This is a genomic window from Kitasatospora sp. NPDC004289, from assembly GCF_053602875.1.
Map to the genome: position 1 here is coordinate 45,862 of NZ_JBSGEL010000036.1, position 23,117 is coordinate 68,978.

23 protein-coding genes are annotated in these 23,117 nt (G+C 73.8%); 10 read left to right on the forward strand and 13 right to left on the reverse strand.

Annotation, left to right across the window (positions count from 1 at the left end):
- The first annotated feature begins 2 nt into the window (after positions 1–2).
- The 3 genes from ACWEPF_RS23845 (at position 3) to paaK (ending at position 3,939) form a co-directional block, all read left to right on the forward strand.
- A complete protein-coding gene (locus tag ACWEPF_RS23845) occupies positions 3–1,244 on the forward strand; it encodes an RCC1 domain-containing protein (RefSeq protein ID WP_452174069.1) in 1,242 nt (413 codons plus the stop codon).
- Positions 1,245–1,275: 31 nt separating this feature from the next.
- The gene (locus tag ACWEPF_RS23850; RefSeq protein ID WP_452174070.1) at positions 1,276–2,496 is read left to right on the forward strand and encodes an RCC1 domain-containing protein; all 1,221 of its coding nucleotides are present in this window, start codon (positions 1,276–1,278) and stop codon (positions 2,494–2,496) included.
- A gap of 117 nt (positions 2,497–2,613) precedes the next feature.
- Positions 2,614–3,939: a phenylacetate--CoA ligase PaaK gene (gene paaK, locus ACWEPF_RS23855; RefSeq protein WP_452174071.1), complete on the forward strand. Its 1,326-nt coding sequence runs from the start codon at positions 2,614–2,616 to the stop codon at positions 3,937–3,939.
- Here the strand turns inward: paaK and ACWEPF_RS23860 are convergent.
- The 7 genes from ACWEPF_RS23860 to ACWEPF_RS23890 form a co-directional block, all read right to left on the reverse strand.
- Positions 3,936–4,160, reverse strand: a complete 225-nt coding sequence (locus ACWEPF_RS23860) for a hypothetical protein (RefSeq protein ID WP_345283566.1) — start codon at positions 4,158–4,160, stop codon at positions 3,936–3,938. The two genes, paaK and ACWEPF_RS23860, sit on opposite strands and share 4 nt — an antisense overlap.
- Positions 4,157–4,666 (reverse strand): HD domain-containing protein, encoded by a 510-nt coding sequence (locus ACWEPF_RS23865; RefSeq protein WP_449795245.1) that lies wholly within the window; start codon positions 4,664–4,666, stop codon positions 4,157–4,159. Before ACWEPF_RS23865 ends, ACWEPF_RS23860 begins: the two co-directional genes overlap by 4 nt.
- On the reverse strand, positions 4,660–5,919 hold the full coding sequence (locus ACWEPF_RS23870) for a cytochrome P450 family protein (protein ID WP_452174072.1): 1,260 nt from the start codon (positions 5,917–5,919) through the stop codon (positions 4,660–4,662). Before ACWEPF_RS23870 ends, ACWEPF_RS23865 begins: the two co-directional genes overlap by 7 nt.
- Positions 5,920–6,012: 93 nt before the next feature.
- Positions 6,013–6,804 carry an ABC transporter permease gene (locus tag ACWEPF_RS23875; RefSeq protein ID WP_345283572.1) on the reverse strand — a complete coding sequence of 264 codons (792 nt, stop codon included), beginning with the start codon at positions 6,802–6,804 and terminating at the stop codon, positions 6,013–6,015.
- Positions 6,801–7,772, reverse strand: a complete 972-nt coding sequence (locus ACWEPF_RS23880; RefSeq protein ID WP_452174073.1) for an ATP-binding cassette domain-containing protein — start codon at positions 7,770–7,772, stop codon at positions 6,801–6,803. The genes ACWEPF_RS23875 and ACWEPF_RS23880 overlap by 4 nt, the downstream gene beginning before the upstream one ends.
- Before the next feature lie 76 nt (positions 7,773–7,848).
- Positions 7,849–8,694: a DUF4097 family beta strand repeat-containing protein gene (locus ACWEPF_RS23885; protein ID WP_452174074.1), complete on the reverse strand. Its 846-nt coding sequence runs from the start codon at positions 8,692–8,694 to the stop codon at positions 7,849–7,851.
- A gap of 112 nt (positions 8,695–8,806) precedes the next feature.
- Complete coding sequence (locus tag ACWEPF_RS23890; protein ID WP_345283578.1) at positions 8,807–9,328, reverse strand: hypothetical protein; 522 nt, start codon at positions 9,326–9,328, stop codon at positions 8,807–8,809.
- A 272-nt stretch (positions 9,329–9,600) separates the two neighbouring features.
- Here ACWEPF_RS23890 and ACWEPF_RS23895 point away from each other — a divergent pair, with 272 nt between their 5' ends.
- Entirely contained in the window at positions 9,601–10,242 is a 642-nt protein-coding gene (locus ACWEPF_RS23895; protein WP_452174075.1) for a uridine kinase, read from the forward strand.
- Here ACWEPF_RS23895 and ACWEPF_RS23900 read toward each other — a convergent pair.
- Positions 10,184–11,020, reverse strand: a complete 837-nt coding sequence (locus tag ACWEPF_RS23900) for a DNA-formamidopyrimidine glycosylase family protein (RefSeq protein WP_452174076.1) — start codon at positions 11,018–11,020, stop codon at positions 10,184–10,186. The genes ACWEPF_RS23895 and ACWEPF_RS23900 overlap by 59 nt on opposite strands.
- A 111-nt stretch (positions 11,021–11,131) precedes the next feature.
- On the opposite strand from ACWEPF_RS23900, the gene ACWEPF_RS23905 reads away from it, so the two are divergent.
- A complete protein-coding gene (locus tag ACWEPF_RS23905; RefSeq protein WP_452174077.1) occupies positions 11,132–11,596 on the forward strand; it encodes a cupin domain-containing protein in 465 nt (154 codons plus the stop codon).
- A gap of 24 nt (positions 11,597–11,620) precedes the next feature.
- On the opposite strand, the gene ACWEPF_RS23910 is transcribed toward ACWEPF_RS23905, so the two are convergent.
- Entirely contained in the window at positions 11,621–12,475 is an 855-nt protein-coding gene (locus tag ACWEPF_RS23910; protein WP_452174078.1) for an S-methyl-5'-thioadenosine phosphorylase, read from the reverse strand.
- A gap of 134 nt (positions 12,476–12,609) precedes the next feature.
- Between ACWEPF_RS23910 and ACWEPF_RS23915 the strand changes: the two genes are divergently transcribed.
- Entirely contained in the window at positions 12,610–13,398 is a 789-nt protein-coding gene (locus ACWEPF_RS23915; protein ID WP_452174079.1) for an N-formylglutamate amidohydrolase, read from the forward strand.
- A gap of 39 nt (positions 13,399–13,437) precedes the next feature.
- Here the strand turns inward: ACWEPF_RS23915 and ACWEPF_RS23920 are convergent, their stop codons facing one another.
- Positions 13,438–15,672 (reverse strand): MMPL family transporter, encoded by a 2,235-nt coding sequence (locus ACWEPF_RS23920; RefSeq protein ID WP_452174080.1) that lies wholly within the window; start codon positions 15,670–15,672, stop codon positions 13,438–13,440.
- 108 nt (positions 15,673–15,780) lie between these two features.
- Between ACWEPF_RS23920 and ACWEPF_RS23925 the strand changes: the two genes are divergently transcribed.
- Both ACWEPF_RS23925 and ACWEPF_RS23930 read left to right on the forward strand, forming a co-directional pair.
- Positions 15,781–16,356 carry a TetR family transcriptional regulator gene (locus ACWEPF_RS23925; protein ID WP_452174081.1) on the forward strand — a complete coding sequence of 192 codons (576 nt, stop codon included), beginning with the start codon at positions 15,781–15,783 and terminating at the stop codon, positions 16,354–16,356.
- 323 nt (positions 16,357–16,679) lie between these two features.
- Entirely contained in the window at positions 16,680–17,399 is a 720-nt protein-coding gene (locus tag ACWEPF_RS23930) for an alpha/beta fold hydrolase (protein ID WP_452174082.1), read from the forward strand.
- A 145-nt stretch (positions 17,400–17,544) separates the two neighbouring features.
- Here ACWEPF_RS23930 and ACWEPF_RS23935 read toward each other — a convergent pair whose 3' ends face one another.
- Positions 17,545–19,614 carry a S53 family peptidase gene (locus tag ACWEPF_RS23935; protein WP_452174083.1) on the reverse strand — a complete coding sequence of 690 codons (2,070 nt, stop codon included), beginning with the start codon at positions 19,612–19,614 and terminating at the stop codon, positions 17,545–17,547.
- A gap of 336 nt (positions 19,615–19,950) precedes the next feature.
- Here ACWEPF_RS23935 and ACWEPF_RS23940 point away from each other — a divergent pair, with 336 nt between their 5' ends.
- The gene (locus ACWEPF_RS23940; RefSeq protein WP_345283593.1) at positions 19,951–20,505 is read left to right on the forward strand and encodes a DinB family protein; all 555 of its coding nucleotides are present in this window, start codon (positions 19,951–19,953) and stop codon (positions 20,503–20,505) included.
- 90 nt (positions 20,506–20,595) lie between these two features.
- Positions 20,596–21,177, forward strand: coding sequence for a helix-turn-helix domain-containing protein (locus ACWEPF_RS23945; RefSeq protein ID WP_345283595.1), 582 nt, complete (start codon positions 20,596–20,598; stop codon positions 21,175–21,177).
- A gap of 33 nt (positions 21,178–21,210) precedes the next feature.
- Here the strand turns inward: ACWEPF_RS23945 and ACWEPF_RS23950 are convergent, their stop codons facing one another.
- Together ACWEPF_RS23950 and ACWEPF_RS23955 are read right to left on the reverse strand one after the other, a co-directional pair.
- On the reverse strand, positions 21,211–22,110 hold the full coding sequence (locus tag ACWEPF_RS23950; protein WP_452174084.1) for a dihydrodipicolinate synthase family protein: 900 nt from the start codon (positions 22,108–22,110) through the stop codon (positions 21,211–21,213).
- Between the two features lie 2 nt (positions 22,111–22,112).
- Positions 22,113–22,946 (reverse strand): aldolase, encoded by an 834-nt coding sequence (locus ACWEPF_RS23955; protein ID WP_380148549.1) that lies wholly within the window; start codon positions 22,944–22,946, stop codon positions 22,113–22,115.
- Between the last annotated feature and the right edge of the window lie 171 nt (positions 22,947–23,117).

Here is a 23,117-nt window from a genome sequence, read left to right on the forward strand (position 1 = left end):
GAATGCCCGCCACCGCCGTCCCCGCCGTGATCGCCGGCCTGACCCTGCTGGGCGCCACCGCCCTGCCGACCTCGGCCGCCTCCGCCTACGACCTGCGGCTGCGGGCCTGGGGCCAGAACACCAACGGCCAGCTCGGCGACGGCACCGCCAAGACCCAGCGGCTGAGCCCGATCTCGGTGGTCGGCCTGTCCGGCGCGGAGGTGAACGGGATCGCCGCCGGTGGCAGCGGCACCGGGGCGGCCGCCGCCGGCTTCGCCCTCGCCCTGATGGGCAACGGCACCGTGGAGGCCTGGGGCCGCAACGACAAGGGCCAGCTCGGCAACGGGGCCAACGGCACCACCGACGAGTGGTCGGTGCCCGGCCTGGTGCCGGGGCTGACCGAGGTGGAGGCCGTGGCGGCGGGCGGCTCGCACGCGCTCGCCCTGCTCAAGGACGGCACCGTACGGGCCTGGGGTCTCAACGACAAGGGGCAGTTGGGCGACGGCACCACCACCGACGCCAAGCTCCCGGTCACCGTCGCCGGCCTCAACGACGTGCAGGCCGTCGCCGCCGGTGACAACTTCAGCCTGGCCCTGCTCAAGGACGGAACGGTGAAGAGCTGGGGGAACAACGACAAGGGCCAGCTCGGCATCACCGCCAAGCCCGCGACCGGCGCCGCCGTGCCCGCGACCGGCGCCGCCGTGCCCGCCCCGGCCCCGGCCACCCGGACCACGGCCGCCGTCATTCCGGAGCTGACCACCGTCAAGAGCATCGCCACCGGGTCCTCGCACGCCATGGCGCTGCTCGCCGACGGCACCGCCGTCGCCTGGGGCCTGAACGACAAGGGGCAGCTCGGCGACGACACCGTGGCCAACAAGCCCTACCCCGTACCGGTGTTGGAGCTCAAGGGCGTCTCCGCGCTGGCCGCCGGCGGCTCGCACAGCCTGGCCCTGCTGGAGGACCGCACCGTCCGGGCCTGGGGCCTGAACACCAACGGCCAGGTGGGCGACAGCACCCAGACCCAGCGCAACACCTCCGTCCCCGTCTCCGACCTGACCGGCGTGCTGGCCATCGCGGCCGGCTCGGCCCACAACCTGGCGGTGCTGGCCGACGGCACCGTCAAGGCCTGGGGCCTGAACGACAAGGGCCAGCTCGGCGACGGCACCACCACCCAGCGCCTCACCCCGGTGCAGGTGCTGGCCAAGTCCGGCAGCGTGTCCATGGTCGCGGCGCCGTCCAGCGGCAGCTTCAGCCTGGCGCGCTGACCCTCCCCGACTCCCTTTCGGAAGGCAGCAGATGACCCACTCGCGCACGGCCCGCCGGACGCTGGCCGCCACCCTCGCCGCCGTCGCCATAGCCGCCCCGCTGGCACTGCCCGCCGGCAGCGCGCACGCCCAGGAGAAGCGGTTGAAGTCCTGGGGCAACAACCGCTCGGGCCAGCTCGGCGACGGCACCTGGACGGACTTCCGCACCACCGCCACCACCGTGCTCGGCCTCACCAGCGCCGAGGTGGTGAAGATCGCGGCCGGCGGCTCGGGCGCCCACAACGGGCACGGTCTGGCACTGCTCACCGACCGCACCGTGCAGTCCTGGGGTTCCAACAACTCCGGCCAGCTGGGCGACGGTTCGGTCTTCAGCCACAACGCGCCCGGGCAGGTGGTCAACCTCTCCAACGCCACCGACATCGCGGCCGGCGGCACGCACAGCCTGGCCCTGCTGGCCGACCGGACGGTGGTCTCCTGGGGCCACAACAACTACGGGCAGCTCGGCAACGGCACCAACAACGACAGCTCGGTCCCGGTCCGGGTCGAGGGCCTCAACAAGGTGGTGGCCATCGCCGCCGGGCTCAACCACAGCATCGCGCTGCGCGAGGACGGCACCGTCTGGGCCTGGGGCTACAACATCAACGGGCAACTGGGGGACGGCACTTCGGCCAGTCGCGCCGTCCCCAACCAGGTCTCCGGGCTGACCGGGGTCACCAAGATCGCGGCCGGCTGCGACCACAACCTGGCCCTGGTCGGCCCGCCGAGCAGCACCACCAAGCCCACCAGCGGCAACACCATCAAGGCCTGGGGCTACAACGCCACCGGCCAGCTCGGCGACAACTCCACCATCAACCGCTACAGCCCGGTGGACACCCAGGGCATCTGGCTCGGCGGCGTCTCCCAGATCGCGGCGGGCTGCAAGCACAGCATGGCCGTGACCGACTCGGACAACCGCCTCAAGGCCTGGGGTCAGAACACCTCCGGCCAGATCGGCGACGGCACCACCGACTACCGGATCACCCCCGTGCCCGTCCCCTCCCTGACCGGCATCCAACTGGTGGCCGGAGGACGCGAGCACACCGTGGTGCTGCTCGGCGACAACACCGTCCGCTCCTGGGGCAACAACGGCTCCGGCCAGCTGGGCAACGGCACCACCACCGACAGCTCCACCCCCGTCACCACGCTCACCGCGCTGACCGGCGTGGACAAGCTGGCGGCCCCGGTCGGAGGTGACTTCAGCCTCGCCAACTGACCTCCCCCCACCACCCGCCCCGGCCTTGACAGCCGGGGCGGGTGGTGGATTACTGGGCACCGTTTTCGCGCACCAACCGAATGACCGGTCGGACGGCCGGGTGGCGGAGGAGATGCGATGGGCAAGCGCCTCGGAGAGCCCCTTCCGGCGGAACTGCTGGACGCCGGCGAGCGACTGACGCCCGAGGAACTGAGGGAGCGACAGCTCACCCTGCTCCAGGGCACCCTGCGCCACGCCTACGACAACGTCGAGCTCTACCGGCGCAAGTTCGACGCCGCCGGGGTGCGCCCCGAGGACTGCCGCACCCTCGCCGACCTGGCCCGCTTCCCCTTCACCACCAAGGCGGACCTGCGCGAGACCTACCCCTACGGGATGTTCGCCGTGCCGATGGAGCGGGTCCGCCGCATCCACGCCTCCAGCGGCACCACCGGCCGCCCGACCGTGGTCGGCTACACCGAGGGCGACCTCTCCGTCTGGGCCGACCTGGTGGCCCGCTCGATCCGGGCGGCCGGCGGCCGGGCCGGACACAGGGTGCACGTGGCCTACGGGTACGGGCTGTTCACCGGAGGCCTCGGCGCGCACGACGGCGCCACCCGGGCCGGCTGCACCGTCATCCCGGCCTCCGGCGGCATGACCGCCCGTCAGGTCCAGCTGATCCGGGACCTGGAGCCGGAGATCGTCATGGTGACCCCCTCCTACCTGCTCACCCTGCTGGACGAGTTCGAGAAGCAGGGGGTCGACCCGCGCTCCACCGCACTGCGGGTCGCGATCCTCGGGGCCGAGCCCTGGACGGAGGAGATGCGCCGCGAGATCGAGGAGCGCACCGGCGTCCACGCGGTCGACATCTACGGCCTCTCCGAGGTGATGGGGCCGGGGGTGGCGCAGGAGTGCGTCGAGACCAAGGACGGCCTGCACATCTGGGAGGACCACTTCCTCCCCGAGGTCGTCGACCCCTTCACCGACGAACCGCTCCCCGACGGCGGGCACGGCGAGCTGGTCTTCACCTCGCTCACCAAGGAGGCCCTGCCGGTCATCCGCTACCGCACCCGGGACCTGACCCGGCTGCTGCCGGGCACCGCCCGCCCCGCGTTCCGCCGGATGGAGAAGGTCACCGGCCGCAGCGACGACCTGATCATCCTGCGCGGGGTCAACCTCTTCCCCACCCAGATCGAGGAGATCCTGCTGCGCACCCCCGCGGTCGCCCCGCACTTCCAGCTCCGCCTGACCCGCCGCGGCCGCCTCGACCACCTCACCGTCCGGGTGGAGGCCCGCCCCGACGCCGACCCGCGGCAGCGGGCCGACGCCGGGGCGGCGATCGTCCGGGACGTCAAGGACGGCATCGGCGTCAGCGCCGAGGTGGAGGTGGTCGACCCCTACACGCTGGAGCGCTCGGTCGGGAAGATCCAGCGGATCGCCGACCTGCGCTCCGAGGGCGGTTCCTAGCGGTCGTCCCGGTCCTCGTCGTCGCGGTCGCCCTCGGCCTGCGACTCCTCCCAGGCGTGCATGATCTGGTACGAGGTGATGCCCTCCTCCGGGTCGGCCGACCGGACGTCCTCCCGGTCGGTGGCGTCCTTCTCGCCGAGCCGCTGCTGCATGTCCGACATGGTGGTGCTCCCTGGGTCGTGGGCCCACTGCTGCGGGGCCACCTCCCAGCCTGCGCTCATCCGCCGACCGCGGCCAGCTCCGCCAGGAGCGCCGGGTTGACCAGCTCCAGCACCGCGCGGACGTCGGCCTCGGGCACCGCCCGCCAGAGCACCGCACGTGCTCCCCGGTACCGGAGGGCCAGCCGCTCCCGGGAGGCCGTGTCCAGCGCGGCCACCCGGTCGGGGTGGGAGTTGTGGGCGTTGTCGGCGATCTTCACGAGGGCGGCGGCCTGGTCCCCCGCCACCTGACGGACCATCTCCTCGTACCCGACCCCCGCCACCCGGGTGACCCGCCGCACCGTCGCCACCACCGCGGACGGCACCCCGGCCGCGAGCAGGTCCTCGGCCGTCAGCGGGGTGTCCTCCAGGACGTCGTGCAGCAGCCCGGCCATCCGCAGCCCGTCGCCGAACGGCGCCAGCCCGGCCGCCACCGCCCGGACGTGGCCGATGTACGGCACCCCGAGCTTGTCCACCTGCCCCGCGTGCGCCTGCTCCGCCAGGGCGTCCACCTCTGCCAGGGTCAGCATCCGTCCCCCTCCTCCACCGTCGTCGTGGAGGCCCACTGTACGGGCAGCTCCAGCAGGCCACGGGCGCGCAGCGAGGGGCGGTGGCGCAGCTCCCCGGCGGGCTGACCGAGGGTCAGGGACGGGAGGCGGCGCAGCAGGGCGGTGAGGGCGACCTCGGTCTCCAGCCGGGCCAGCGGGGCGCCGAGGCAGTAGTGGATGCCGTGGCCGAGGGCCAGGTGCTGGTTCTCCGGGCGGGCCAGGTCGAGGCGGTCCGGCTCGGGGAACTGCTGGGGGTCGCGGTTGGCGGAGGCCAGGGCGAGCAGGACGGTCTCCCCGGCCGGGACGGTGACGCCGCCGACGGTGAGGTCCTCGGTGGCGAAGCGGCGGATGGCCAGCGGGGCGGGGCCGTCGTAGCGGGCGAACTCCTCGACGGCCCCGGCGGCCAGGGCCGGATCGCGGCGCAGGGCGGCGAGCTGCTCGGGGTGGGTGAGCAGGGCGAGCACGGCGTTGCCGATCAGGTGGACGGTGTTCTCGTAGCCGGCGAACAGGATCAGGAAGGCGAGCGAGGTCAACTCGTCCTCGCCGAGCCGGTCCTGGGCGCCCGCTCCGCCCTCGCCGCCCTCGTCGTCGCGGACGGCGATCAGCGCGGAGAGCAGGTCCTCGCCGGGCTCGGTGCGCTTGCGGGCGATCAGCTCGGTGAAGAAGCCGAGCATCGCGCCGACGGCGGCCTTGGCGTCCTGCGGGCGGGCCGGGTCGGGGGCGACCAGGGTGTCCGTCCAGGCCCGGAAGTCGTGGCGGTGGTCGGCGGGGACGCCGAGCAGGTCGCAGATCACGGTGATCGGCAGCGGGGCGGCGTAGGCGGAGATCAGTTCGGCCCGGCCGAGCGGGGCGATGGCGTCGAGCAGCTCCTCGGCGGTCCGCTCGACGGCGGGGCGCAGGGCGGCGATCCGGCGCGGGGTGAAGGCCTGGGAGACCAGGCGGCGGATCCGGGTGTGGTCGGGCGGGTCCATGTTGAGCAGGTTGGCGTCGAGCGCGGGCGGCAGCGAGAAGCCGCGGTAGTTGCCGGGGGCGGCGTGGCGCTTGTCGAGGGCCAGGCGCGGGTCGGCCAGGGCCCGGCGGACGTCGGCGTAGCGGGTCACCAGCCAGACCGGGAGCCCGTCGGGGCCGGTGACCCGGTGCACGGGGCCGGCCTCGCGGAGGGCGGCGTAGCCGGCGTACGGGTCGGCGGTGAGCAGGGCCACCGGGTCGGCGGCGGGGAGTCGGGAGGTCGTCACCCGCTCCACCCTAGGGTCGGCCGGGAAACGCCTGCGGGGCGGCCTCCCCTGACGTGGTGTCAGGGGAGGCCGCTCCGGGGGGATGGTGGTCCGTCACTTGGGGTCGCGGTCGTAGACGGACTTGGACCAGCGGTAGCCGAGGACGGTGAGGCCGAGGCACCAGAGCAGGGCGATCCACCAGTTGTGGCCGATCCCGGTGCCGAGCAGCAGGCCGCGCAGGGTCTCGATGGCGGGGGTGAATGGCTGGTACTGGGCGACGGGCTGGAACCAGCCGGGCATGGCGGTCACGGGGACGAAGGCGCTGGAGATCAGCGGGAGGAAGATCAGCGGGAGGGCGTTGTTGCTGGCGGCCTCGGCGCTGGGGCTGACCATGCCCATCCCGACGGCGATCCAGGTGAGGGCGAGGGCGAAGAGGGTGAGCAGGCCGAGGGCGGCGAGCCACTCCAGGACGGTGGCGTCGGTGGAGCGGAAGCCGATGGCGACGCCGACGGCCCCGACCAGGACGACGGCGGCGACGGACTGCACCACGCTGCCGATCACGTGGCCGATCAGGACGGAGCCGCGGTGGATGGCCATGGTGCGGAAGCGGGCGATGATGCCCTCGGTCATGTCGTTGGAGACCGAGACGGCGGTGCCGACGGTGGTGCCGCCGATGGTCATCAGCAGGATGCCGGGGACCAGGTAGGCGATGTACTCGGAGCGGTCGGCCCCGCCGCCGCCGATGCCCGCGCTCATCACGTCGCCGAAGACGTAGACGAAGAGCAGCAGCAGGACGATCGGCGTGAGGAGGAGGTTGAGGGTCAGCGACGGGTAGCGGCGGGCGTGCAGGAGGTTGCGCCGCAGCATGGTGGAGGAGTCGCGCACGGCCAGGGACAGGGAGCTCATCGGGAGGCCTCCGCGGGGTGGGTGGTGAGGGCGAAGAAGACGTCGTCCAGGTCGGGGGTGTGCACGGTGAGCTCGTCGGCCTCGATCCCGTGGTTGTCCAAGTGGTCGAGGATGCGCCGGAGTTGGCGCTGGCTGCCGTCACTGGGGAGTTGCAGGGCGAGCGCCTCCTCGTCGCGGGCGGCGTCGGTGAGGGCGGCAGCGGCGGCCTGGTAGGCGGACGGGTCGGTGAAGCGCAGGCGGACGTGGCCGCCGGGAACGAGGCGCTTGAGCTCGCCGGCGGTGCCCTCGGCGACGATCCGGCCGCCGTTCAGCACCGCGATGCGGTCGGCGAGTTCGTCGGCCTCCTCGAGGTACTGGGTGGTGAGGAAGACGGTGGTGCCGTCGGCGACCAGCTCGCGGACGATCTGCCACATGGCGTGGCGGGAGCGGGGGTCGAGGCCGGTGGTGGGCTCGTCGAGGAAGATGATCCGCGGGTTGCCGACCAGGGTCATCGCGATGTCCAGGCGGCGCTTCATGCCGCCGGAGTAGGTGGAGGCGGGCTTCTTCGCGGCCTCCACCAGGTCGAAGCGGCGCAGGAGTTCGGCGGCGACGCGGCGGCCCTCGGCCTTCGGGAGGTGGTGCAGGTCCGCCATCAGGAGCATGTTCTCCTCGCCGGTGATCAGCCCGTCGACGGCGGAGAACTGGCCGGTGACGCCGATCGCGGCGCGGACCTGCTGCGGCTGGGCGGCCAGGTCGTGGCCGGCCACCTGGGCCTGGCCGCCGTCGGCCCCGATCAGGGTGGAGAGGATCTTGACGGCGGTGGTCTTGCCGGCGCCGTTCGGCCCCAGCAGGGCGAAGACGGATCCGGCCGGGATGCGCAGGTCGACCCCGTCGAGGACGGTCCTGTCGCCGTAGGACTTGCGCAGGCCGACGGCGGTGACGGCGGCGGGTGCCTGCGAGGGCCCGCCGTTGTGCCTGGGCGTGGGCATGACAGATGAAGGCACGGAGCCCTCCCCTTTCGGTGAACGGACTTGCCTGGTCGGTGAGTTGGTTCCGCCGGAGGGGTCAGCCCCGGGCGCGCAGGACGTCGATGTTCCCGTAGCGGGTGCGGGCGTGGACCTTGACGGTCTCCTCGTTCTCCGCCGGGGCGTCCGAGCCGGTGAGCATGTTGCGCACCTGGCCGGCACCGGAGTTGACGTCCAGCCAGGCCGCGGTGCCCTGACGGATGCCCACCTCGATGGCGCCGTAGCTGGTCTCCAACTGGGTGGTGCCGCGCGTCACTTCGCCGACCCGAATGGTGCCGTGGGCGGTGGTGGCGGTCACCGAGCCCTCGGCCCGGCGCACGTCGATGTCGCCGTTGGCGCCGCTCACCCGCAGGTCGCCGCCGACCAGGTCCACCGAGGTGGTGCCGTGCGAGTTCTTCAGGACGGCGGAGCCGCTGACGCTGCCGACCCGGAGGCTGCCGGTGCTGGTGGTGATCTCGGCCGTGCCGTCCACCCGCTCGACGGTGATCGAGCCGTGCGAGGCGGTCAGCCGGAGCGGACCGGTGGTGTCCAGCCGGGTGTCACCGCTCGAGGTCTTCACCCGGACCTCGCCGAGCCGGCCCTCGCCGAGCACCTGGGCCCAGGCAGCGGTCACGTCGACCGCCGAGCCGGTGGGCAGCTCGACCGTGATGTCCACGGTGCCGGGCTTGCGGAGCGTGTTGCGGAACTTGGGGGTCTTCACGCTGAGCGTGCCGTTCGCGAAGCTCACCTCGGTCTGCTCGACGGCCCGGCGGTCGGCGTCCTTCTTGGGGTTGCGGGGCAGCACCTCGACCACGGTGTCCGCGCGGTCCGCGGCGGCGATGCGGATGGAGCCGGCCTCCACGTGGGCGGTGACGGAGATCGGCGCGGGGGTGTCGAAAGAAGGCATGGCGGTGGCGTCCTCTTGGCTCTCGATGGCATCTCCGCAGGCGGGAGACGTCCGGTGGATTTCGGCGCGCGGATGACGCGCCGTCAGGAGGTGCTGGGCGGCGGGGCCCCGGTCAGCGGACCCAGCCGGTGATGCTCTGCCCGACGGAGTGCAGCCCGCCCGGGCGGCCCGGCCGGGCGGCGGAGCCGCCGTCCACGGCGGAGGACACGGCGCGCACCAGCCAGGCGTTGACCGACAGGCCCTCGCGGCTCGCGGCCTCCTCGGCCCGCGCCTTGAGCGGGGCGGGCAGCCGCAGGTTGACCCGGGCGGTCGCGCCGCCCTCGTCGAGCTCGCTCCCTGCCGGGTACGGCTCGGCGGGCGCGTACGGCTCCGCCGGCGCACCGCGGTCGGCGGGCGGCAGCGTCACCACGAAGTCCGGGTCGAGCCCGCGCAGCCGCACGTCGACCGAGCCCGGGGCCAGCTCGCGGGTGATCTCGTCCATCGCGGCCGAGAGCACGTTGAGCATGGTCAGCCTGGTCGCCGACTCCAGGGGGGCGGTGAGGCGCTCCGCGAGCTCGCGGGCGTCCTCGCCCCCCGCCTCGGCGGCCACCGCGAGTTCGCGGCGGAGGTTGTCGACATACGGGGTGAGGTCCATGACGCCATCATGGCACCACGATGGCACCACCCGCAAGCCCTCTTGGCGCCATAATGGCTCCGCATGGCGCCACACCGCCCCGACCTGCTCGAATGCCCGAATCCGAGCCGATCCACGGTGGCGCCGCCGACCTATCGGCACCTCGACCGGCGCCACGGTGGCACCACATGGCACCACCACTGCACCAGGTGGCACCACCGGCCGCACGGGCATACACCGGCACCGCCGCGCCTTGAGAGCGGAGGACATCCCCTACGGAGAGGAGAGCACCCGTGCCGGTGCAGCCCATCTCGCCCGAGCGGCTGGCCGAGCTGCTCGCCGACCGGATCGCCGCACTGCCCGTCGACGACGGCCGCCGCATCCGGGTCGCGCTGGACGGCGCGGACGCCGCCCGGCCCGGCGAGCTGGCCGACGCGCTGGTGGAGCCGCTGCGGCTGCGCGGCCGCCCGGTGCAGCGGGTCTCGGCGGTGGACTTCCTGCAGGCCGCCTCGATCCGGCTGGAGTACGGGCACCAGGACGCCGACGCGTTCCACGACCTCTGGCTGGACGAGCGCACCCTGCTGCGCGAGGTGCTCGACCCGCTGGAGCCCGGCGGCAGCGGCCGGGTGCTGCCGACCTTCCGCGATCCCACCACCGACCGCTCCACCCGGGCCGCGTACGTCACCCTGCCGCCGGACGCGGTGCTGCTGCTGGACGGGCCGCTGCTGCTCGGCCGCTGGCTGCCCTTCGACCTGACGGTCCACCTGGCGCTCACCCCCGCCGCCCTGGCCCGCCGCACCGCACCCGGGCAGCACTGGACCCTGCCGGCCTTCGCCCGCTACGCCGAGGAGACCGACCCGGCCGGGCTGGCCGACCTCACCGTCCGCTGCGACGACCCGCGCCACCCGGCCCTGGTGACGGGGCCTCAGGGGTAGGACCCCGCTGACAGCGGGGGCACCAGTAGGCCGGCCGGTCGCGGTCGTGGGCGGCGGCCCGGACGGGGGTGGCGCAGCGCAGGCAGGGCCTGCGGTCGCGGCCGTAGACCCAGTGCATCCGGCCGGGGCGGGCGTCGGGGACGGTCGGGTGACCGGAGCGGGCCTTGTTGGCGTCCAGGAGCCGCTGGGCACGGGCCAGCAGGCGGTCCAGCACGGGGGCGGCGTCGGCGACCGGGGCCCAGGGGGTGAGGGAGGCCAGGTAGCAGAGCTCGTTGGCGTAGATGTTGCCGATCCCGGCGAGGTTGCGCTGGTCCAACAGGGCTTCCCCGAGCGGGCGTTCGGGGTCGGCGAGGATCCGGTGGGCGGCCTCGGCCGCGTCCCAGTCGGGGCCGAGCAGGTCCGGACCGAGGTGGCCGACCGCGGTGGACTCCTCGGCGGTGCGCAGCAGCCGGACCACCGGCAGCCGGTACCCGACGGCGGTCGGCCCCTCGGTGCCGAGCACGGCCCGGATCTGGTGGGCCGGGCCGCCGGACCACCGCTCCCCCGGTGCGAAGACGGCCCAGCGGCCGTCCATCCGCAGGTGGGTGTGGAGGGTCAGGCCGCCGTCGAACCTGGTCAGTAGGTGCTTTCCACGCGGCACCGTGCCCAGCACCCGACGGCCCGTCAGGTCGGCGGTGGCGTGCGCGGGCACCCGCAGCTCGGCCCGGACCAGCACCCGGCCGGTGAGGGCCCGGTCCAGCTCGGTGGCGACGCGGTGGACGGAGTCTCCTTCTGGCACCCGTCCATCATCCGGCACCGGCGGGCGGACATGAAGATCAACAACGCTGGTATGTTCGCATGCCGGTGATCATCCGATCACCGACACCGATGTGCGGGGGCACGGAACACCATGCGAAACACCACCACGGACGCACCCACCGTCGTACCCACCGTCCCGCGGCCGCGCGAGGCCGGGTCGATCCGGGCGGGCGGGGACACCGCCCGGGGCATCAGCACCACCCCACTGGCCCGGGGTTCGCACCGGGGCCCGCTGCCGTTCCGCCCCGGGGGCGACACCGACGTGGTGGTGGGCGAGGTGGTGATCGCCCCCGGCGGGACCACCGGCTGGCACTACCACCCGGGGCCGGTGCTCGCCGTGGTCAGGTCCGGCACCCTCACCCGGGTGCTGGCCGACGGCACGGTGGAGACCACCGGGCCCGGCGGCGTGGTCTTCGAACCGGCCGGGCCCGAGCACCCGCACGTCGGCAACAACCACGGCACCGAGCCGGTGGTCCTGATGGTCACCTACCTCACGCCGGCCGGCCGCCCGCTCTCGGTGGACACCCCGGCGCCCGCCCGGGGCGGGGCGGGCTGACCGGGCGTCACCGTCCGCCGCCGGTCAGGCGCCGACGCCCGGCAGCCCGGTGTCCAGGCCGTCGAGCGCGTGCGAGCAGACGCAGTCGCGCTTGGCCGGCAGGCCCTCCAAGGCCTCGAAGAGGACGGTGCGCAGCCGGTCGACGTTCCGCCCGAAGACCTCCAGGACCTCGGCGTGGGTGACGCCCTCACCCGTCTCCACGCCCGCGTCGAGGTCGGTGACCAGGGCCAGCGAGGTGTAGCAGAGGCCCAACTCGCGGGCCAGCACCGCCTCCGGATGGCCCGTCATGCCGACCACCGACCAGCCGTTGGCGGTGAACCAGCGGGATTCGGCGCGGGTGGAGAAGCGCGGCCCCTCGATCACCACCAGCGTGCCGCCGTCCACCGGCTCCCAGCCGCGGCCGCGGGCGGCGGCCAGGGCGGCCTCGCGGCCGTCGGGGCAGTACGGGTCGGCCATCGAGACGTGGACCACCTCGGGGTGGCCGCCGCCGGGCAGCGGCAGGCCGTCGTAGTAGGTCTGCAGCCGCCCGGCCGTGCGGTCGACGAACTGGTCCGGCACCAGCAGCGTGCCGGGCCCGTACTCGGCCCGCAGGCCGCCGGTGGCGCAGGGGCCGAGCACCTGACGGACCCCCAGGGAGTGCAGTGCCCAGAGGTTGGCCCGGTAGTTGATCCGGTGCGGCGGCAGGCTGTGGCCCCGGCCGTGGCGGGGCAGGAACGCCACCCGTCGGCCGGCCACCTCACCGAGGAAGAGCGAGTCGCTCGGCGGCCCGTACGGGGTGTCCACCACCACCTCGGTGACCTCGTCCAGCAGGGCGTACAGTCCGGACCCGCCGATCACGCCCAGCTCGGCGCGGGCGGAACGGTCTGCGCTCTGGCTCATGGTGACGGCCTCTCAGTCGCATCGGTCGGTGCTCGACGATCGAACCCACTCTACGGAGCCGGGGCATGATGGCCCCGCACCACCACCGCCGCCACCGATGCCGCCACCGCCACCACCGACCCCGGGGGACCTCCGTGACCGACGACAGCCCGTACCGGCTCCACCCGGGTGATGCCCGCTCCCCGGTGATCCTGCACGTCCCGCACTCCTCCCGGGTGGTACCTCCCGAGGTCCGCCGCGGCATCCTGCTCGACGACCCGGCCCTGGCCCGGGAGCTGGACCACATCACCGACGCCCACACCGCCGAACTGGCGGCCCGCGCCGCCGCGGCCGCCGCGCTCACGCCCTGGCGGTTCGTCAACCGGCTCTCCCGCCTGGTGGTCGACCCGGAACGCTTCCCCGACGAGCGCGAGGAGATGCTGAAGGCCGGCATGGGCGCCGTCTACACCCGCACCACCCACGGCGAGCCGCTCCGGGCCTCCGACCACGACCAGCAGCCGCTGCTGGAGCGGTACTTCCACCCCTACGCGGCCGCGCTCACCGAGGCGGTGGAGGAGCGGCTGGCCGCCGTCGGCCGGGCGGTGGTGATCGACGTGCACTCCTACCCGACGGCGGCCCTTCCGTACGAGCTGCACGGTGAGGACCCGCGCCCGCCGGTCTGCCTCGGCACCGATCCGTTCCACACCCCCGCCGGGCTGCTGACGGCGGCCCGCGCGTGCTTCGAGGGCCTCGGCGGCACCGGGCTGGACAGCCCCTTCGCCGGCACCTACGTGCCGCTGCGCCACTACGGGAAGGACGCCCGGGTGAGCGCGCTGATGGTGGAGATCCGCCGCGACGGCTACATGACCGAACCGGGCGGCCCGGCCGGCCAGGGCCTCGGCGCGCTGGCCGACGCCCTGGCCCGGCTGGTCGACCGGGTCTGACGCACCTTCGGACAACCGGTGGACGGCGGACGGCTCGGCTCAGCGCCCCGCCGTCACCGGCTCCTCCGCCTGCGCGGCGGTGGCCGCAGGGGTGCGGGGCGGGAGCTTGGCGCCCTCGATGTCCACGTCCGGGGTGATCCGGTCGAGCCACTTCGGCAGGCCCCAGGCCCGGCGGCCGAGCAGCGCCATGGCGGCCGGGACGAGGGTCATCCGGACCACGAAGGCGTCGATCAGGACGCCGAAGGCGAGGGCGAAGCCGATCGACTTGATGATCGGGTCGTGGTTGAAGACGAAGCCCCCGAAGACCGCGACCATGATCAGCGCGGCGGCGGTGACGACCCGTCCGCTCTGCGCCAGGCCCTGGGTGACCGCCCCGGCCGCGTCCTTGGTGTGCTCGTGGTGCTCGCGCATCCGGCTGACCAGGAAGACCTCGTAGTCCATCGCCAGGCCGAACAGCACGCCGATCAGCAGCACCGGCAGGAAGCTGGTCACCGGCCCGGCCGAGGGCACGTCCAGCACGCCGTTGAGGTGGCCCTGCTGGAACACCCAGACGGTGGCGCCGAGCGAGGCGGCGATCGAGAGCAGGAAGCCGAGCGCGGCCTTGACCGGCACCAGCACCGAGCGGAACGCGATGGTCAGCAGGACCAGGGCGAGCAGCACGATGATGCCCACGAAGAGCGGCAGCACGTCCGACAGCTTCTGGGAGATGTCGATGGTGGCGGCGGTGCCGCCGGCGACGTAGAGCGTGCCGCCGGCCTTCTCGACCTCCGGGGCCAGGGCGCGCAGACGGTGCACCATGTCGCTGGTGGCCTGGTCGTCCGGGCCCGACTTCGGGACCACGGCCACCACGCTCAGGCTGCCGTCGGGGTTGGCGGTCGGCGGGGCCACCACGGCCACACCGGGGTCGGCGGCCAGCGAGCGGGCCAGGCCGGCGACGGTGGCGGGGCGCTGCTCGGCGGGCACCCGGGCGGTGTCCACGACGGCGACCAGGGTGGCGTTGAAGCCGGGGCCGAAGCCCTCGGTCAGCAGCTGGTGGCTCTTGTGCTGGGTGCTGCTGGTGGGCTGCGAGGCGTTGCTCGGCAGGCCCAGGCGCAGGTCCTTGGCGGGCAGCGCGAGGGCCACCAGGCCGACCACGCCGACCAGCAGCACGGCCAGCGGGCGGCGCGTCACCAGGCTCGCCCAACGGGCGCTCCAGGACGGGGAGTCCGCAGGACCCTCGGTGCCCCTGTCCTTCCTCGCGGCCTTGGCCTTCCTCGTGGCCTTGGCCTTCGGGCGCAGGCGCTCGCCCGCGAAGCTCAGGGCGGCGGGCACCAGGGTGACGGCGATCAGCACCGCGAGCAGCACGGTGACGGCTGCGGCCAGGCCCATCGCGGTGAGGAAGGGGATGCCGGTGACCGCGAGGGCCGCCAGCGCGATGATCACGGTGGCTCCGGCGAACACCACCGCGCTGCCGGCGGTGGCCGTGGCCCGCGCGATGGAGTCGTCCAACTCGGCTTCAGGATCGGCGAGTTGCTCGCGATGGCGGGAGATGATGAAGAGTGCGTAGTCGATCCCGACGGCCAGGCCGATCATCAGGGCGAGCACGGTGGCGGTGCTGGTGAGGTCCACGAAGCGGGAGACGAACTGAACGCCCATCACCCCGATGACCACGCCGACGGCGGCGGTCAGCAGCGGCAGCCCGGCCGCCACCAGGGATCCCAGCGCGAGGAACAGCACGGCGAAGGCGATCACCACGCCGACCACCTCGGCCGGGCCGCCGACCTCGGTCACCGGGGCCATCACCGAACCGCCCAGCTCCACCTGGAGCCCGGCGCCGCGCGCCGGGGCGACGGCCTCGGTGAGCGCGTCCTTGGAGCTCTGCGGCACCTGGTCGGCCGGGCGGTCGAACAGCACGTCGGCGAAGCCGATCCGCTGGTCCGGCGAGACGGCACCGGTCTCGGCGGGCGGGGCCACGTGCACCACGCCGGGCACGGCGGCGGCCCGCCCCAGGCCCTCGGCCACGGCCTGCTGGGCGGCCGGATCGGTCAGCGCCTTCCCCTCGGGGGCGGCGAACACCACCCGGGCGGTGCCGCCGGAGGCGGTCGGGAACCGGTGCTCCAGCAGGTCCTGGGCCTGCTGGGACTCGATGCCCGGCACGGTGAACTCGGTGCTCGGCTTGCCGTGCAGGGTGGCGCCGAGACCACCGACCACCGCCAGGACCAGCAGCCAGACCGCGACCACCGCTCCACGGCGGCGTATCGCCCACCGCCCCAAGCCGTACAGGCGTGCAGCCATGCCGTCCTCCCTCTCGCCTCGCTCCGTGCCCCGTCCGGGCGTCTCGTTGCACCGTACGGCATTTTTACACTGGACTGTAATTTAACCCTGGGTGGTAATCTCCGCAGCATGACCACTGACGAGCGCCAGGACGGCCTCCGGGAGCGCTCCAAGGCCAGGCGCCGCGAGACGATCGTGCGGACGGCGTTGGAGCGGTTCGCCGACCGGGGCTTCGACGCGACGACCATCGCCGACATCGCGGGCGCCGCCGAGGTCTCGGCCCGCACGGTCACGCTCTACTTCCCGTCCAAGCTCGACCTGGCCCTGACCCACTTCGACGGCTTCGCGGCGGAGCTCGCGGCCGGCCTGCGGGACCGCCCGGCGGAGTGGACCATCCTGGACGCGCTGGAGCACTGGCTGCGCACCCGGTTCGCCGAGAACACCGAGCTGGACCAGCTCAGCGATCAGATGCTCGAAGCCAATCCCCAGCTCAAGGCCGTCGCCAACTCCCGTCTGGCGGAGGTGATCCAGGAGGGCACCCGGCTCTTCGCCGAGGAGACCGGCAGCTCGCCGGACGACTTCGCACCCCGGATGGCGGCAGCCGCGGCGGCGGGGGTCATCTCGGAGCTCTGCAACAGCCCGGAGCAGGAGAACATCGAGGCCGCCATCGCCTTCCTCCGCGCGGGCGTCAACACCCTGGAGTAGCGCCCCGGAGGGCGGCCCTCCGACGGCCCTCCGACGGCCCTCGGGCGGCCCTCGGGCGGCCCGGAGGGCCGTCAGGGGCGCGAGGAACTGCGCGAAGGGGAACGCGACGACCCGTGTGCCGGGTACGGACGCTCACGTGCAAGTGGATCTCCGTACCCGGCACACGGGTCTGCTTCTTCCGTCTCGCGCAGTTCCTCGCGCCCCTGACCGCCCTGCGGGCGGTCCAAGGGCGGTCCAAGGGCGGTCCGAGGGCGGTCAGGGGCCACCGCGGGCGTACAGTGGCCGTCCCCGGACGGGGGCGCGAGCGGGAGGACGAACGAGACGTGAGCAGAGCGGTGGGCCACCGGAGCCTGCGGTGGCGGGGGCGGCGCCCGGACGGTGCGGAGGCCGCGGTGCTGGTGCTGCACGGCGGCAAGGAGTTCAGCGAGGACCGGCCGGGGCCCGTCAACCTGCCGGCCCTGCGGATGGCCGGGTTCGCCCGCGCGGTGGCCAAGGTGACGGCGGGTCAGCGGATCGCGCTCGGCGCCGTCCGGTACCGCTACCGCGGCTGGAACGGCGAGCACGCCGACGCGGCCCGCGACGCCGAAGCCGCCCTCAGCGACCTCGCCGAGGCCCTGGGCCCCGTGCCGACCGTCCTGATCGGCCACTCCATGGGCGGCCGCGCGGCGATCCGCGCCGCCGGCCACCCCTGCGTGGCGGGCGTGGTGGCCCTCGCCCCGTGGTGCCCGCCCGAGGAGCCGGTCGCCCAGCTCAAGGACCGCACCCTGCTCACCCTGCACGGGGACCGCGACACCGTCACCGACCCCGCCGCCACCCGGCTGCTGGCCGCCCGCGCCCGCGAGGCCGGCGCCCGGGTCGCGGGCTACACCGTGCGGGGTTCGGGACACGCCCTGCTGCAGCGCTCCGGCGACTGGCACCGCGCCACCGCCCACCTCACCGCCGCCCTGCTCGGCCTGCGCCCGTTCCCCAGCGAGGTCACCGCCGCCCTCTCCCTCACCGACGCCCAACCCGGTGGCTTCGAACTCCCTCTGGCCACCGTGTAGTTGGACGTGACCCGTGTGCCGGGCACGGAGGCTCACCTGCACGTGAGTGTCCGTACCCGGCACACGGGTCGTCCTCTTCCGCAGCGCGCAGTTCCCCGCGCCCCTGACCGCCCTCCGGGCGGCCCGGAGGGCGGTCAGGTCACCGTCAGCCGCCGAGGCGGAAGGAGCGGAGGAAGTCGCGGCCCGGGGAGCCGAGGCCGGTGGCGGTGTCGTAGCCGCGGGCGGCCGAGAGGCCGTAGTCGGCGCCGATCCGGTAGAGGCGCACCTTCAGGGCGCCGTTGACCGTGCCGAGGTCGACCACGTTGCCGCGCTTGGAGTGGTTGGCGGTGTCGTCGACGTCGTTGAAGACGCCGCGCCCGGCCCGGTCGTAGAGCGCCGGGTTGGCGAAGCCGAGGGCGCGGCCGCCGCGGGCCTCGACCGCGTCGGCGAGCATGGCGGCGGCCTCCGGGGCGGAGACCGAGGTGCCGCCGTAGCCGCCCTCGCTGTAGGTGCCGTCGGCGGTGTAGCCGACCAGGGTGGCGGCGACCAGGTCACCGCTCATGGCGAGGTCGGGTGTGGCGCGCAGCGGGGTGGCGGAGTGAGTGCCGTCGGCGGCGGTGGTGGAGATCCGGTCGGGGACGACGCCCTTCTGGTACCAGGGCTGGGCGAAGTCCTTGGAGACGCCGCCACCGCCGCCGAAGTAGAAGGTGCCGGGGAACGGGGTCCAGGACTTCTGGTCGGCCGAGAGCACCGAGCGCTTGTCACCCATGGATACCTCGTCGCCGTACCGGCCTCCCCCGTCCCGGAGTTGGAGTGCGGTGCCGCCGACCGAGGTGACCCACGGGGAGGAGGACGGCCAGTCGGTCTGCGCCTGGTCGGTGGTCGCCTCGCAGTTGACGCCGGTGGCGGCGGCGCCCGGGGAGCTGTCGCCGCAGTCGCCGGAGGAGAAGGCGAAGCCGATGCCGGTCACCGCGCCGAGCTGGAAGACCTGGTTGTCGGCGGCCACCACGGCCGGGTCGATGTCACCGCCGGTGGCGTGCATGATCTCGCCCCAGGAGTTGGAGACCACGTCGGCCAGGTGCTCGTCGACCACCTTGGCCATCGCGTCGTACAGGTCCTCGTCGTAGCAGGAGTTGCCGCCGACGTAGACCACCTGGGCGTCGGGGGCGAGGCCGTGCACCATCTCGACGTCCAGCGCCTCCTCGCCCGCCCAGCCGTCGGCCCCGCCGCACTCGTCCTGGTGGGTCCACTGCGCCGGGGTGACGTGCTCCGTGTACTGGCCGGGCGCGAAGGGCCGGTCGCCGTGCGCGGTGGAGAAGTGGTTCGCGTCCTGCTCCATGGTGGGCAGGCCGTAGGCGTCGATGACGGCCACCCGGGCCCCCTTGCCGGTGGCGCGAGCGGCGGTCACCCCGTAGGCGGTGCGCAGTTGGGCGGGGACGTAGGCGCAGGGGGCGAAGGGTTCGTTCTTCTCGTAGCCCTCGGGCGCGCCCTTGGCGGTCTTGGAGCCGTAGCCGTCCTCCGAACAGGTCGGCACGGTCGGCAGCGCGGCCGGGGCCCTCTTGTCGGGTGCGGCCAGACCCTGGGCCGCGGCGGAGCGCCGTTCGGCCTCCCGGACCGAGACGGCGTGCGAGACGTTGACGTGGATCGCGTCGGCCAGGCCGGAGACGCCGAGCACGGCGCCGGCCACCTGCGCGGGCACCTGGGCGTCCCGGGCCGGGGCGCGGTGGGTGCCGTCCGCGGTGCGGTAGCTGCGGAAGTCGGTGCCGAAGGCCTTGGCGAACGCACCGGTCGGGCCGGTCACCTGGATGTAGTGCGCCGTGACCGAGGAGACGGTGAGACCGGCGCCGGTCAGCCAGGAGGTGACGGCCGCGACCTGCGTGGTGGTGGCGCCGAACCTGCCCCGCACCTGGTCGGCCGTCAGGAACTGGCCGTAGGCGGGGGATCCCGGGTCGGAGACCGCCCGGGCCAGCGCGGCCAGGCCGGTCGCGTCCCGTCCGGCCAGGTAGATCCGGGCGCTCGCGGGCACGGCGGCGTCCACCGCGCCCGCATCGGCCTGCGGGGTGGCCCAGGCGGGGTGGCTGCCGCTCAGGGTCCTGGCACCCTCGCCGACGGGTGTGGCGGAGGCGGGTGCCGCGGCGCCCAGGGTCGCGAGGACCAGGGCGGCTGCGGCCGCGATCGCGGCGGTGGCGGTGACCGGGCCGGCGCTCTTGGAAAGCTGCTTCCGTGCGGTGGGCACGTCGGCTCCCCTCTCGGTTCGACGGAGCGTCAACTGCCCCTCGTGGAGGCGTGACGGAGCGCGCTGCGGCGGCGACGGGCCGCCGCAGCGGCGACTGAAGTGGTGTGCGGAAGCTGTCTATTCGGACTGGCGTGTGCGGCTCAAGAGCGGGCCGCCAAGTTTTGCCCTGCCATGACCGGATCGAGGGGATCTCCTGCCCCGTGGGCCGCAGTGGGGAGGTTTCCGGAATCCGGGAGGCTCCCGACGGCGAAGCGGACACGTTCTGACCTAGATGGGGCCTACCTTTTCTCTTGTCGACGGAACGACCGACCAGAACGACGAAGACGGAGAGCCACCATGACCGAGACCACCAACCTCCAGGCCCCGATCACCGCCCCGGCCGTCACCGGGGAGCGCGCCGACCTGCTGGAGCAGCTCGCCAAGTCGCGGTTCTTCCTTCGGTTCACCGCCAACGAGCTGACGGACCAGCAGGCGGGGCACCGCTCCACGGTGAGCGGGCTCACCGTGGGCGGGCTGATCAAGCACGTCACGGGCGTGGAGCGGACCTGGGTCGACTTCATCCTCGAGGGCCCGTCCGCGATGCCGGACTTCGCGGCGATGACCGAGGAGGACTTCGCGGCCCGGGAGAACGAGTTCCGCCTGCTGCCGGGCGAGACGCTGGAGGGCGTGCTGGCCGCGTACGCCGAGGTGGCCGCCCGCACCGACGAGCTGGTGGCCACCCTGCCCGACCTGGACGCGGTCCAGCCGCTGCCCAAGGCGCCGTGGTTCGACGAGGACGCCAAGTGGTCGGCCCGCCGGGTGTTCCTGCACGTCATCGCGGAGACCTCCCAGCACGCCGGCCACGCCGACATCGTCCGCGAGGCGATCGACGGTGCGAAGAGCATGGGCTGACGCCCGCTCGGGCACCGCGGCCGCCGGGGCGGGCACCGGCGGCCGCGGTGGGATACTCGTACGGTCCGTACGGGTCGAGAGGGTGTCCGAATGAGCAGCAGCCGGGTGCGGGTCCTGCGCAAGCAGCAGCGGCTCAGCCTGGAGGCCCTGGCGGAGCGGGCCGGGGTGACCAAGAGCTACCTGTCCAAGGTGGAGCGCGGGCTCAGCGACCCGTCGATCTCCACCGCGCTCAGGCTGGCGGACGCGCTGGGCGTGGAGGTCGGGCGGCTGTTCTCGGAGGAGGTCGAGCCCGAACTGGTCACCGTGGTCCGGGCCGGCGAGCGGACCAGGATCGCGGACGGCGCCGACGGCCCGGGCGCCCCGCGCTACGAGGGGATCGCCACCGGCCTCAGCGGCAAGCAGATGGTGCCCTTCGTGATGCACCCGCCGACCGCCGGGGCCGAGAGCCCGTGGAAGTCGCACGCCGGCGAGGAGTTCCTCTTCGTCCACGCGGGCACGGCCGAGCTGGAGTTCTCCGACCGGACGGTCGCGCTCGGCCCGGGGGACAGCGTGTACTTCAACTCGGCCCTGCCGCACCGCTGTCGGAGCACCGGGGCGGAGCCGGCCCAGATCCTGGTGGTGATCCACGACGATCCGGCCGACTCCGCCGGACGGGTGCCGCCGCTCCCCTGACGGGGGCTCGGCCCCGGCCGGCCGTGCGGCCGGTCAGGCGGGTACGGCCGCCGTCGCCGCGAGCAGACCCGCGAGCCGGGCCAGGCCCGCCTCGTCGAGCGGCAGCAGCGGCTGCCTGGGGTCGCCGGCCTCGAAGCCCTGCAGCGCGAGCCCGGCCTTCACCGTGGTCGGCAGGCCACCGCTCAACAGGAAGTTCAGCAGGGGCAGTTGACGGTAGAAGACGCTCCGGGCCGCGTCCAGGTCACCGATCCGGACGGCCCGGTGCAGCTCCAGGGTCAGCTCGGGGATCAGGCAGGCGGCCGCGGTGCACCAGCCCGCCGCGCCGGCCGCGAAGGCCTCCAGGGCCAGCGGGTTGCTCCCGTTGTAGAACGGCAGCTCGCCGTCGGTGAGCCGGTGCAGGCGGTGCATGCGCTGGATGTCCCCGCTGCTCTCCTTCACCATGGTGATGTTCTCCACCTTCCGGACCAGACGCACCATCAGCTCGGGCGACAGGTCGACGCCGGCGGTGGCCGGGTTGTTGTAGATCATCACCGGCACCGACACGGCGTCCGCGACCGCCGTGAAGTGCCGGACCACCTCGCGCTCGTCCAGCCGCCAGTACGACAGCGGCAGCACCATCACCACGTCGGCCCCGGCCCGTTCCGCGAACCGGGCCCGCTCGACGGCGCTGCGGGTGGTGAGGTCGGCGATCCCGACCACGGTGGGCACCCGCCCCGCCACCGCGGCCACCGAGGCCTCGGCCGCCGCGTACCACTCCTGGTCGGAGAGGTAGGCGCTCTCCCCCGTGGAGCCCAGCGGGGCGACCGCGTGGCACCCGGAGCGGACCAGACGGTCCGTCAGGGCGGCCAGGCGGTCGGTGTCCACCGTGCCGTCACCGGCGGCGAAGGGGGTGACCGGGTAGGCGATGATGCCGTCCAGGGTCGTGTGGGTCATCGTCAGGCACCGTTCTGGGAGTGGTGGGCGGAGCGGGCGGCGGTCCCGCCCGTGAGGGCGTCGCCGTGGCCCGCGCGCAGGGCGCGGCGGGCGTGGTACGCGAAGTTGGCCTGGCCGCGCTTGGGCGTGGAGGTCCAGTCGTGCGCCTCCTTGGCGAGCAGCTCGGGGATCTCCTGGATCCGGCCGGAGGCGCTCGCCAACAGCTGGAGCCGGGCGGCCCGTTCGAACAGCACGGCCAGGGTGCAGCTCTCCTCGATGCTTCCGGTGGCGACCAGTTGGCCGTGGTGGGCCAGCAGGAGGGCGCGCTTGTCGCCGAGGGCCGCGGTGATGATCTCGCCCTCCTCGTTGCCGACCGGGATGCCGGGCCACTTCTCCAGGAAGGCGCAGTCGTCGTACAGCGGGCACAGGTCCATGTGCGAGACGACCAGCGGCGTCTCCAGCATGGAGAGCGCCGAGATGTGCAGCGGGTGGGTGTGGATCACGCAGGCGACGTCGGGCCGGGCCCGGTAGATCCAGCTGTGGAAGCGGTTGGCGGGGTTGGCCATGCCCTCGCCCTCGAGGACGTTCAGGTCCTCGTCGACCAGCAGCAGGTTGTCCTCGGTGATCTCGTCGAAGCCGAGGCCGAGCCGTTGGGTCCAGTACGTGCCCGGCCGCTCGGCGCGGGCGGTGATCTGGCCGGCCAGACCGGAGTCGTGGCCCGCGTCGAACAGGATCCGGCAGGTGAGCGCGAGCTTCTGACGGACGGTCCAGTCGTTGTCGGGGATGGCCGTGTCCATCCGCCGGTGGGCGAGCTCCACCAGGTCGGACTTGGACGTGCCGAAGGTTTCCGCAGCCATGGTGCGGCCTCCTCTGCTCGGAGTCAGGAAACTGCGTTCACCATAGGACACCTTGTGTCATCTGTCGACGGCCCGTGCCTCCGGGCTGTCGGGGCGCGGGGCTAGGGTGCTGCTCAGGCACACCGGACGATCACGGCTCCGGGCGGCCGGCCATGCCTTGGAGGAGAAGCA